Source organism: Sulfurovum sp., assembly GCF_015493435.1.
Lineage (GTDB): Bacteria > Campylobacterota > Campylobacteria > Campylobacterales > Sulfurovaceae > Sulfurovum.
Window position 1 is genome coordinate 1 of the sequence record NZ_WGDD01000033.1, and the last position, 12825, is coordinate 12825.

8 protein-coding genes and 1 pseudogene are annotated in these 12825 nt (G+C 43.0%); 7 read left to right on the plus strand and 2 right to left on the minus strand.

Going from position 1 to position 12825, the window contains the following annotated elements; all coding sequences use genetic code 11:
* Positions 1–255: pseudogene (locus F8L24_RS06365) on the plus strand (ComF family protein); the annotation flags it as partial.
* Between the two features lie 20 nt (positions 256–275).
* Here F8L24_RS06365 and F8L24_RS06370 read toward each other — a convergent pair.
* Entirely contained in the window at positions 276–1379 is a 1104-nt protein-coding gene (locus F8L24_RS06370; RefSeq protein ID WP_294953337.1) for a M20 family metallopeptidase, read from the minus strand.
* A gap of 113 nt (positions 1380–1492) precedes the next feature.
* Here F8L24_RS06370 and F8L24_RS06375 point away from each other — a divergent pair, with 113 nt between their 5' ends.
* The 5 genes from F8L24_RS06375 (at position 1493) to F8L24_RS06395 (ending at position 9887) form a co-directional block, all read left to right on the plus strand.
* The gene (locus F8L24_RS06375) at positions 1493–2392 is read left to right on the plus strand and encodes an ATP-grasp domain-containing protein (protein ID WP_294953341.1); all 900 of its coding nucleotides are present in this window, start codon (positions 1493–1495) and stop codon (positions 2390–2392) included.
* A gap of 21 nt (positions 2393–2413) precedes the next feature.
* Positions 2414–3844, plus strand: coding sequence for a hypothetical protein (locus F8L24_RS06380; protein ID WP_294953343.1), 1431 nt, complete (start codon positions 2414–2416; stop codon positions 3842–3844).
* Positions 3845–3953: 109 nt separating this feature from the next.
* Positions 3954–6533 (plus strand): M14 family zinc carboxypeptidase, encoded by a 2580-nt coding sequence (locus tag F8L24_RS06385; RefSeq protein ID WP_294953346.1) that lies wholly within the window; start codon positions 3954–3956, stop codon positions 6531–6533.
* A 122-nt stretch (positions 6534–6655) separates the two neighbouring features.
* Entirely contained in the window at positions 6656–7735 is a 1080-nt protein-coding gene (locus F8L24_RS06390; RefSeq protein ID WP_294953349.1) for an outer membrane beta-barrel protein, read from the plus strand.
* Positions 7736–7751: 16 nt separating this feature from the next.
* Positions 7752–9887, plus strand: coding sequence for a CHASE2 domain-containing protein (locus tag F8L24_RS06395; RefSeq protein ID WP_294953350.1), 2136 nt, complete (start codon positions 7752–7754; stop codon positions 9885–9887).
* On the opposite strand, the gene F8L24_RS06400 is transcribed toward F8L24_RS06395, so the two are convergent.
* Positions 9884–11260, minus strand: a complete 1377-nt coding sequence (locus F8L24_RS06400) for an MBL fold metallo-hydrolase (protein WP_294953353.1) — start codon at positions 11258–11260, stop codon at positions 9884–9886. The genes F8L24_RS06395 and F8L24_RS06400 overlap by 4 nt on opposite strands.
* A 352-nt stretch (positions 11261–11612) precedes the next feature.
* Between F8L24_RS06400 and F8L24_RS06405 the strand changes: the two genes are divergently transcribed.
* A partial coding sequence (locus F8L24_RS06405; protein ID WP_294953356.1) for an FIST N-terminal domain-containing protein occupies positions 11613–12825 on the plus strand: 1213 nt, incomplete at its 3' end.

Consider the following 12825-nt stretch of genomic DNA (forward strand, 5'->3'; position numbering starts at 1 on the left):
ATGAAACATGCCATTGTACAGCCTGCATCTTTACGGGCAGGGAACCACGTGAACTATTCCGGTAAGCCGCTTCAATACAGGCTTGAGCATCCCCGTGATTTTGTCTATAGCGGGAAAAAGGATGTCAATGTGATACTCGTTGATGATATTGTCACTACAGGTATCACACTTCAGGAAGCGCAGAAAGTGTTGATGGCGCATCATGTAAATGTATTGTTCGCCCTGACACTGGCAGATGTGGAAGAATCCCTGTAGGTGTGTAATTGCACCTTGTATTAAATTTCTCCCTCAAGAAAATGTTCAAATACTTTTGTCACCAGTGCAATCCTCTCTTCAAAGCTTTTTTTGTTCGCTCTTTCATGTACGGTATGGTCACCGTCGCCGTACGGCCCCCAGCCGTCAAGCGTCGGAACACCCTGTGAGGCAATGATGTTCGCATCACTTACACCCCCGCGTTTTTCAGTGGGGAGTGTCACGTTGCAGCGCTGGTTGATCTTTTCAACAAAAGCTGCCTGTTCCGGGGTAGGCTGCATCACATCGCGCTGAATGCCGCCGCTCAGAACGGAGACGGTACCGTCGACATAGGCAGTGTTGACGATTTTGTCGATGGCAGCGAGGACACGGTCGCGTTCATTCGTACTGGTGTAGCGCAGTTCAAAGGTAAGATGGGCTTTGGGAGAAATAGTATTGGCGCCGATGCCGCCGTGCATTTTGCCCACATTGACGGTCGTACCTTTTTCAAGGTCGGTCAGGGCAACGAGTCTCAGGAGTTTTTCTGCTGCTTCCCGATTGGCATCAGCTCCTTTGTCGTAATGGTTCCCTGCATGCGCAGCGATACCTTCTATATCGATAAAGAAGGTGCCGACCCCTTTGCGTCCGATGACCACTTCATCATGCACGCCGGCTGCTTCAAAGACCATGCAGCAGTCATACTCTTTTGCCAGTTGGGCAGAGAGGTGTTTGCTGTCGTCACTGCCTGTTTCTTCGTCACTGACCAGCAAAAAGTCGATATTATGGATCTTTCCGAGTTTTCTGTGGACAGTTCTCAGGGCCTGAAGCGCCACATAGTTCCCGCCTTTCATATCGCAGACCCCCGGTCCGTAAATCCATGCTTCGTCTTCGCTGAATTTTTCAAAGGTATCAGGCGGAAATACCGTGTCGAGATGACCGAGCAGCAGGAGCTTTTTCCCGTCTTTGTATGCAGAAGTGAGATGCAGGTGGTCTCCGATCTCTTCACGGGGGTAACGTGTCAAAGTATATCCGAGTTCTTCCATCCAGTAAGCAAAGATTTCTCCGTTACGGTCAACGCCTTCTTTGTTTTTCGTCCAGGAATTGATCTCAATGATCTTTTTGAGTTCCGCAAAATTGATACTGGCCATACATTCTCTCCTGAAAGTAATCATTTAGTTGCTTTTTTGTAATGATTCTCTGAAGATATTTTAATAAAATATAGTAAAATAAGAGATTAAATTTCAGAAGTAGGGTTTGTGCAATGGGCAGAAAGATCGGTATGTGGCTTTACAGTAACGGCGGCGGCGAGAAGATCCAGAAAAAGATCATCAAAAAGCTTAAAGAGAGAGATATCGATACTGTGGCAGATATCAATTTACGATATGCAGTGGCAAAGAACGGGCATATTCTTCACAACAAACTTAAAGTCGACGCACTCGATCTGTTTTTCTCGTACAATGCGGGAGAACAGACGCAGTACCAGGTCTTTCTGTATCAGGCGCTGAACAGAGTAATGCCGATGATCAATACGTATGATGCCTTTTCTCTGACTGAAGACAAGTTTCAAACGTCGTTTCTTCTCAGACAGCATGGTGTCGCTACCCCGAGTTTCAAACTTTGCCACAGAGATGACGGGCATGAACTCAAAAAGATCATCAAAAAATGGGACAAGATGGTTTACAAACCGACGGACGGCTGGGGCGGAGTAGGGCTTACCAAGATCGAAAGCGAAGCAACACTCGATACGCTGCTTCCCTTCCTCAACCAGATGGACCTTCGTTTTTTCTATGTAGAGAAATTCGTTAAATACGACAATACTGACTTCCGCGTGGATATCGTTGACGGGGAATTTGTGGGGTGCTACGGACGAAAAGCGAGCGGAACGGACTGGCGTACGAACGTGACAAGCGGCGGGTCTGTCTTTATGCGCGAACCGAATGACGATATTATCAATCTTGCCAAAAAAGCTGCAAAGATCTGCGGTACCGATATTGCGGGAATAGACATTATTTACGATCTTGAACGTGAAGAGTATGTGGTACTGGAAGTGAACGGCATTCCCGCTTTTGCGACACCGGAGCAGGAAAAGATGGGATTGAACTTCAACGATAAAAAAGTCGAATTAATCGTAGATATGATCGACAGAAAAACCAAAAAATAAAAATCAACAAAAGAGGAAAAAATGGCAAAAAAGAAAAACAGACAAAAACTACCAAAACTGGGCTTGCTCTATCTTGACTACGTATTGAGATTTTTTGATAAATCGAACTTCAAAGGATGGCCCGACAGGATCGAAACAGTGACCTACCACTGGAAGAACGACAAAGACAGATTCATCAAAGAAGTCAAGCGAAAGAAGATCGATGTACTCATCGGTAATATTCCCGCGACGGCATATGAGACCTTCAGAGAGATCGCCAGAGAGCTGCCGCAGGTACAGTTCATTCCTTCTATGGATACACAGTTTTCAAATAAATCCAAAGAGAACGTCACACGTTTTGCATGGAAATACGATATACCTATCCCTAAAACATATATTTTCTACGATCATGAGAAGGCGGAGAAGTTCATCGATAAAACGAAGTTCCCGAAGATCATCAAAAAGTCTTACGGCCCTTCAAACTACGGCGGATATTTTGTACACAAGGTAGATTCTGCCCATGAGGCACACAACCTTCTGGCCCAGAAAAAGTACCACCCGGTCTATATGCAGGATTTCGTTCCTATGGAAGCGGATGTCAGGGTTATGCTTATCGGACACAAGCCTGTCTGTGCGTTCTGGAGAAGACCGCCTGAAGGCGAGTGGCTGACGAACACTTCACAGGGCGGCAGTATGGACTACATGGATGTACCCAAAGAGCTGCTTGACCTTGCCGTCAAAGTCTCCAAAGCTGCCAATGCCGAGTACTGGGCCTGTGATGTTGCAGTGGGTGAGGACGGCAAATACCGGATCCTTGAATGTGCAACGGCTTTTGCCGCCTTCCCGTACATCAGGGACTGGATAGGCCAGTACCTCATGTGGAAATTCTCCGACGGAAGATTCCCTCTGCCGAATATTCCCCTCTATAACTGGGAAGAGCTCGGAAAGATGGATGCCTCAGTTCTCCGCACACTGCGCTACATCACTTTCGGACGCTATACCCCAAGCTATGACGGTGCTTTTTTTCTTGACAGCAAGACGAAAGTAACGGAAGAGGGCGAGATGTATCTTCATGAACTTGATGTGCTCTATCCTATGCTGCTTACAGAGGACAGGACCAAAGAAGAATGGCCGAGCGAGAAATGGAACTTTCAGGACAATTACGGAAGAACCATCAGAAAGGTCCATGCACAAAGCAATCCTCACTACAATGACGAAGATGAAAATTCGGAGTCTGCCGAACAGGAAAACATGGTCGTGCTTACGGAAAAGAAAGTAGAAAAACTTTTAACTTCCGTAGAGGGGATAGGCAAGAAGAAAGCGGAGAAGATCATGGAGAAGTTCGATACGGCAGAACTGGTCCATGCCCTTGAAACCGCTCCGGAGAAACTGGTAGAAGAGATCTCCTGGTTCAAGAAAAAATTCCTGACCAGACTTCAGGAAGAATGGAAAGAATTCAAAAAGAAACTCTAACGACAGATTGCAGGTGCGTGAAGGCACCGGCAATGGTCTATAGATCAGCCCAATCATCATTGGTCTGATTTATATATCACTTCCAAACTATAAAAGAGAATTAACACCCATGAAAAACCAATATATGTCATACCAGGAGAGCCTGGAATTTCTTCACGCGATGGAGAAAGAGTACCCCGACCTCATCGAGGTCATCAAGATCGGTACCACCTATGAAGGACGTGACATCGTCCTTGCCAAAATATCCAAAAATGTCGAGACAGCCGATGAAAAACCGGCCCTGCTCTATACGGGAAGCATTCATGCCAGAGAGTGGATCGGGCATGAGCTGGCGCTCAAGTTCATCAGCCATGTTGCCGAAAACCAAAATGTCGATCCGGTACTGGAGAAAGCACTGAATGAGTCTACGCTCTACATGGTACCCTGCCTGAACCCTGACGGGTATGAGTATTCGCGGAAACACTTCTCTTTCTGGAGAAAAAACCGCCGTAAGAACCATGACGGCACCTACGGGGTGGATTTGAACCGAAACTTCTCCATCGGCTTCGTAAAACAGAAAGACACGAGTTCCAATGTCTACGGCGGTGAAGAACCCTTCTCGGAAGCGGAGACCCGGGCCATCAAAGCGTTCGTCGATGCCCATGATAATATTACCATTGCACTGGACTACCACTCCCAGGGGAATGTCTTTTTCCCGGCACACAAGTTCAAGCATGAAGCAGAGATGGACGGTACGGACATGAACGTGATCGCCGCGAATATGAACGACGAATTCGTCAAGATCACGGGAAGGAAGTACGGTATCCACCGCGGCAAGCCGCCTGCACATCTCATCAGCGGAAGCGGAAGGGAGTACTACTACTCCAGAGGGATCATGGCACTCGTTGTGGAAGTAGGAACGAAGAACATCCCCGACTATATGAAAAGTATGAGCAGCAGTATACATGAAAATATCCCTGCGCTCATCAGAACCTTTTCCGAAGTCATCAACTACTCATCCTATGCACCCGGAAGAGTGGAGGATTTCACCATCGAGGACAGAACATCCAACTCTGTGACACTGGTATGGAAGTATGAAAAACGCGACGACATCTTCTTTGAAATTTACCGAAGCACCAAAGACAAGGATGCCTGTAACGAGCGTACAAAAGTCGGTATAGCCGGAGAAAACCGTTTTGTGGACACCGACCTTGAAAGTTCGACGAACTACCACTATACCATTCGTGCCGTCAGCAAAACAAGTGCCTGTAAATCACCATTCGCACCGGTGGTCAAAGTAAGAACGAAACTTGATGACGATGAATTCTTCAAACTGATCTTCGCGACGAAAGAGAGTACGGGCTATGTAGGGCAGTACACGCAGGAGCAGAACCGTTCCCATTTCGGGCTGAATTCACTTTTTGTCGGTATCAACAAATCCAAAGGGATCTGTGATGCCGTAGCCTCTTTTGACCTGAGCGCCCTGCCAAAGGATGCCATTATCAAATCGGCACGTTTCTACCTTTACCCGATGAACAGGGTAGGGGCAAAGATAGAAAAATTCGGCCAGTGGGACCTTTCCCTGCTTCAACACGGCAGTTTTGCCGAGATCACCGATTTCAATGACATAGAGAATGCCCAGTCCAAAGGGCATATCGGCCAGGCGATCAAGTCACGCCAGCTGACACAGGGTATTTGGAATTTCTGGGACTTTTCTCAGCTTGAATGTCAGCTGCTTCAGGAAGAAATAGAGAATAAGCAGGCAGTCTTCAGGATCGATGGACCGAAATATCTGCCTGACGGAGAAGACAGCCAGATGATGCAGTTCGACATCGGTTACGGACAGTTCGGCGGCGGTATTCATTACCGTCCGATGCTTGACATCAAATATACCGTTGAAAATAAAAAGCTCGGCCTTCCCGTACAAATGTTCTCTACCATTTCCCAGGCGGGTGTTGAAGAGCATGTACTGCAAAGCGGCTTCGATGCCGACGGCGACAAAGTATACGGCTACCTCGATTTCGACCTTTCACAGCTGCCTGAACATAATAAAAACATGATCATCCAGTGCGCGTTGAAAATACGCAATAAAAACACGTTCAAAAAGAAAACGGATATCCGCTTCTATGTCGAACTCGTCGAACTGGGAGAAGCAGGAACCTACGAAGACATCAAGAACCGTGAAAAGATCGAATATATCGGGTATGAAGCAGCCGAGTCGGATCTCAATACCAAAGAGTACCAGTATTTCAATTTCGATACACTTTCCAGACAGGTACTTGATGAAATGCACCAGGAAGGCAGGACTCTCAAGCTGGTCATCAAGCCGACATCGGCGCTGGGCGCGAAGAATCGCATTACCAAGTGGCATGAAGATGTCGAGCTGGTTGTTAAATATATTGAAAAGCGTAGAACACCTGTCGCTGCGGTCGAAAATGTCAAAATAAGCAAAGAAAACAGGATGATCAGGCTAAGCTGGGACAAGGTGGAAGATGAAGCACTGAGCGGCTATTATGTCGTACGTAACAGTTTCCACCCGCCGAAACACTTTATGGACGGTGTCAAGCTCTATGGAGGAAAAGATACCTGGACCTATGACAACTTCGCTTCTTTTGATACCGAGAAATACTATGCCGTATTCTCCTACGACGATGTCCCCAACTTCTCCCAACCGGCTCTGGTACGCTATGATCCGCTGGAGAAGTATTGACATCACTTTTATACTGTGTCACGCAAAACGCTTTGAGCGGTTTGTTTTCAACCATAAGCTGTAATTCTAAATAAAATATGTAGAATATATAATTCTATTTCAAAATCAGGGGAGGAAGAACCATGAGAAATTTATGGTTAATAATGATATTGAGCAGTTTTGTTTGGTCCAATATCGGTTATGTGAGTAATGTTAAAGGCAATGCAGACATTGTACGCAGTATGCATACCTTGAAAGTAAAAAGTGGTACAAAAATAAAGCTTAAAGATAAAATAATTACGCAAGAGAAGTCATGGGTAAAAGTTATATTGAAAGATAATACGATTGTGACGGTTGGAGCCAATTCTACTTTTGTTTTTGATCGTTACAAGTTTGGCAACAGAAATAACAGTTTGCTGGATATGCAGATTGAACGTGGTTTTTTTCGTTGTGTGTCAGGAAAAATAGGTAAACTGGCACCGGAGCACTTTAAAGTAAAAACCGTTTCATCAACCATAGGAATACGCGGTACCGACTTTAGTGCCGCTCTTGCGGATACTTATGAACTTTTCAAGTGCTATAGAGGTGAAATAAGTGTATTGAATGATGGAAAAACGTATATTGTACCTCAAGGTGAACAATTGCGTCTGGAAAAGAAACCGTCTTTTTTAGACAAACTCGCGCCATACAAGTTTTATGCAGGAACCGGTACTGTTTACAATAGAGTGTATTCAGTCAGTTCAGGCTGGTTTGCTGATAATACCCCTACCCAGGATGAAACAGGCGGTATTTCTTTGATTGCCGGTTATCAGCTTGGCAACTATCTTGCCGTCGAAGGTCGTATCACTACAACATTTTTTGAGAGAAACTATTCTGATCTGACTGCCTACAGTATGTTTTTAAAACCTCAGTATCCTGTTACAGATACTTTCAGTGTGTATGGACTTTTAGGCTTTGGGAACGTCAAAGTTAAAGGTTACAAAGGGGACAATTCATCTGGTGCGCATGAGGATGTGATAGGTAAAACGATACTGGACCATACGGAATTCCAATGGGGAGTCGGGCTCAGCTATCATGTGACAGAGAATTTTTCAATCTTTGCAGACTATACTTCTCTGGCAAAAGATGCTGATATAGAATCCACTTTATATAGCTATGATCCTGCAATATATCATAAGTTGAGTGTTGATGGTATTACTGTAGGTATACTTTACAGTTTTTAATTACATATAGATCAGTATGTTTAATTCACTGCCCAGGTATAGTGTAGTCTTACTGTTTGCACTGCTGCTTTCCTGGGTATATCTTTTTCCTCCACAATTGGTTTCTTCATTAAATACCGAGATCAGTGACTTGTTTTTCCGGATACGGGGAGATATTCCCCAAAGCCGAAAAGTGGTTATAGTCGATATCGATGAAGCTTCTTTGGAAAAATACGGACAGTGGCCATGGTCTCGTCTGAGAGTATCTGAACTGATCCGTAAGATCAGTGATGCCCGGGCAGGTATTATCGGGTTGGATATTATTTTTTCTGAGCCTGATAAGAGTTCGCCCCATACCATTGCTTCCCAACTTAAAATCAATATAAAAAATCTGGATAACTATGATCAGATATTGGCAGAAACATTTGCTGCAACGCCCACAGTTGGAGGATATTTTTTCCGATTTGATAAAAAAACCCATGAAAATATGCCCATCATACCGGCTGTATTTATTGAAAAAGGTTTACAAAACAACCACACTATCCTCGAACCAAAAGGTGTGGTCTTAAATATTGATATTTTGCAAAACAGTTTATACTCCAGTGGTTTTTTCAACAATGTGCCTGATGCAGACGGAATGGTCCGTTCCGTGCCTTTGATTATGCGCTATGAGGGGATGATCTACCCTTCGCTTGTTCTTGAGATGCTGCGTATTTACAGCCATGCAAATGATGTTTTTATCTTTGGTGATGCTATGGGAGTTGAAAAGATAACGTTCGGTAAGTTCAGTATTCCTACAGATTTTGCAGGTCGTCTGTATGTAAATTACAGAAGCGGAAGGAACTATTTCAAATATATTAGTGCAGGAGATATACTTCAGGGAAATTTTGACCCCAAAGACATTGCAGGAAAATTTGTTTTGGTTGGAACTTCCGCTGTAGGCCTTGCCGACTTGAAAGCTACACCTCTTGACAGTGTTATGCCCGGTGTTGAAATACAGGCCAATATACTGGACAATATGCTTCAGGGTGATTATCTGCACGAACCATTTAATATAGCCCTTTATGACCTTTTGATCCTATGGTGTATTGTTTTGATCTTTTCATACATTTTTTTCAATACCCGGGTATGGCTGCTGGCACCGGCATTCATCGTTTTTTTTGTTTTGCTGTATAAACTCTTTTTCTACCTCTTTTTTGACCAGGGTATTGTACTGAACCTGTTTTTTCCTCTTGTCGCATTTTTCGGTACTTTTATTTTGACGGCGGGATTCAATTATTTTAATACTTCGAGACAAAAAGAATCGATACAGCGTATCTTTGCCAAAAAAGTTTCAAAGGCTGTCATGAATGACTTGCTCAAACATAAAAATAATAAGATACTGGAAGCACATGAACAGGAAGTTACAATATTTTTCAGTGATATTCGGGAATTTACCCGTATATCCGAAGCACTTAACTCCTCACCAAAACTGGTAGCACTGCTGAATCGTTATATTACACCTATGGTGGATGATATATCCAGGCATGAAGGTACGGTAGACAAGTTTATTGGAGATGCCATTATGGCGTACTGGAATGCCCCCAATCAGGTAGCTGATTATGCAGACAAAGCAGTTATGTCTGCCCTCAGGCAGATAGAATTGCTTGAAGGACTCAATCATGACTTGAATGTTGAGTTTGGTGTGAAACTGAAGATCGGTATAGGCATACATACAGGGCTTGTGACCGTAGGGGAAATGGGGTCGCTTGACCGGTCGGACTATACGATCATCGGAGACAGTGTGAATGTCACTTCTCGCATAGAAGAATTGAACAAACTGTACGGTACAACACTTATTGTCTCTAACGCTACGAAAGAAAAATTAAAAGAAGTGTATACGATGCGCTCTTTGGATATTGTCCGGGTTAGAGGAAAACACCAGGCTATAGAGATCTTTGAAGTACTTTCTTTGGGCAAGGATGAAAAGCTCAGTCTTGAACTTGATCAGTACCACACAGCATTGTCATACTACAGGAGCGGAAACATCCAACATGCCTATAGGGAGTTTGAAAAACTGTATGCCAGGTATGAACACAAGCTTTACCGTTTCTATCTTGATCGTTCCAAAGAGTACATGGACCATCCGCAAAAAAACTTCAATCTTGTCTATACGGTAGAAAACAAACTCTAAACTTTAGCGTTTTCAACAGCTGCAGATAGCTGGAATGCAAATGTTTTGATACTTTCCTGATCATATGTGTCAAAAGCAATGGTTTCATTGTAAATATTTTTTTTGTTCATGATTTGCAGCATACCAAGCAGTTTGCCTTTTAGATCAAGTATAGGCTCCATCATTATAGACTGCGACCGGTATCCGGTTTTTTGATCAAATTTTTTTATGTCGCCAAAGTCAACCGTATGGTCTTTGTAAATGTCCTCTGCGATAACAGCTTCTTTTTTTGTTTCAAATACGGATATCAGTTTGCTGTTTAGTTTCATATATTCAGCATATACACGCGCGTTTTCTTCTGTTGGTCTGTTTGCTTTTATATTCAGGGTATTGTTTGAAAAAATATTGCATTGCAATGCCGGTTTCTGTGTACCTGTAAGGTAGAGTGAAGCGGTATCGGCATGGGTCAGGTTCATTGTATGCTCAAGGATATCTTTAAACAGTTCCGTCCGGTCTGCTGTATTGTGCTGTATGGCTTGCAGCAGCTTGAACAGGCTGCTCAAATAGTCCCTGTCATTGTAATATAACTCCAGGTTCCTGGTGTTCTGACGTCTATCCAGGGGTGTAAAAAGGTCAATTATATCACCTGTATTTAAACGCTTGCCTCCATGCTTCAGCAGATCCAATTCCAGAAGTTCCCTGTCTATCTGCTGTATATGCCGCGGTTTTTGGTGATAGGTATAGACCGCTACATCATCCCGTCCGAGAGAAGAGAGCATTTCCTGAAGCAGTTTCGGGGTCAGGTGCTTACACGTCCGGGCAAGCTCTTCTTCTGCAGAGTTATAGGAGACTTCAATGAGCAAAGAAGAGATGCTTTTGTCATGGTTTAACAATTCTATCAGTTCATTATTAAGGTAGGTATCTCCGCTGAAAAGAAAAGCCTGACCCTCTTTGTGCACTTTGAATCCACAGGTCGGGACGGTATGGTTTGCCTTGATGACAGTCATTTTGATGTTGTCTATGGTAATGGTCTGACCATATTCAAGCGGTATGAATTCCAAAGAGCTCTCAGTATTGGTATAGTTGATATTTGCAAAGTTCGGGGAAATATTCCAATTGAAAAGATATTGTTTGAGGGTATCTATGTTTTCTTTTAACGCATACACTTTTAAAGGTTTTGTTCTACAGTTAAAATAACTGTCAAGAATAAAAGGAAGATCCACGACATGGTCAAAATGTGTATGGGTAATAAAAATATGTTCAAGCTTACAGCATTCCTCTCCCATACTTTGTATAATATTACCGGCATCAATAACAATGTTTTTTTCGATTAAAAATGAGGTGGCATTGCCCTCGTGCGAATAGCTGCCGTCTGCACCCAGTACCTTTATCATATTCCCTCCGTCAATATAAAAACAGTATAGCATATATACTATCATGAAATTGTCATAATAAATCACTAAAAATCAAATAAGTATTAAAATATTATTTTCCAATGCAGACTGATATTTGGAGTTCAGAAAATGCCGATAATGCCAAAGATACTGTTTCATAGAGCTTTGAAGATAAATTGAGTACAATATTTTATCATTATGTTTTTTTGCACAAAGTTTTTTTGTCTGAAAAGATATAATATTTAAATTATCTGGTTTTCCCATAGTGCTGCTGCTTTGATTGTCCATTTTTGGTGATTTTCAAGCAGTTTGGTTATCTGGTTCAACGCTAAAGAGTGCTTAAGTAAATAAAATGAAAACGATCAATACATATTATGAAAATTATGAAACATTAGAGGCTTTTGTCGGGGAACATTCTGTCATAGATTCACCTTCACTTTTGATTCAGGTATTTACTTCAAAAAATGATGAATCCTACATCCAAAAACTCTTAAACGAATTGACTGGCATATTGCCTCAGGCTGTGATTGTCGGAAGTACTACCGATGGTGAGATAATGAATGGAAAAGTCTCTACAAACAAAACCGTATTGAGTTTTACCCGCTTTGAACATACGCGTCTAAAAGCAGATGTGGCAAAACATCAGAATGACGGATATTTTTCCGGACAGTCTCTGGCAAGATCTCTCATAGAAAAAGATACCAAACTGCTTATTGCCTTTGTGGACGGGCTTCATACAAACGGAGAAGCCTTTTTAAACGGTATTGATTCTGTTTCCAGCGATGTGATCGTTGCAGGCGGCCTGGCAGGTGATAATTCTCATTTTATCAAAACATATGTGTTTACAAAAGACCAAATTATCATGAAGGGTGCCGTAGCGGTATCGTTCAGCAGTCAATCGCTAACAGTATACAGTGAGTATAGTTTTAACTGGCATCCCATAGGAAAAGAACTTACTGTTACCAAAGCGGTAGACAACCGTGTATATACGATAAACAATCAAACAGCCATAGAAATCTATCGTTATTACTTAGGCAAAGGAACTGCCGCAGCGCTGCCTGCCATAGGTATTGAGTTTCCTCTTATTACTACGCGTAACGGTGTCAAGATTGCACGTGCAGCGATCTCAAAAGAAGATGACGGATCATTGGTGTTCGCAGGGAATCTGCATACAGGAGACAAGGTACAGTTCGGGTATTGCAACTCCTCCGACGAGATATTAAAACATGCAGATGATCTATTTGATCGGATGCAGGGAAAATCTTCAAAAGCAATTTTCATTTATTCCGGTATGGCACGCAGGCATTTTATGCCTGATATTATAGATGAAGAGATAGAACCGTTACAATCCATAGCACCTGCCTCAGGATTTTTTATGTATGGAGAATTTTATACAGGCAGGAGAAAAGAATTGCTGAACCAGGCAATGACGATTGTTTCTTTAAGTGAAGATACTGTTGTATCGACACCTACAGCTATTTCTTCATTTCATAAAAGCGATACAGCCTCTTCCTTCAGTGCACTTATAACCCTGCTGAACAGGACAAGCCAGGAAGCTATGGAGC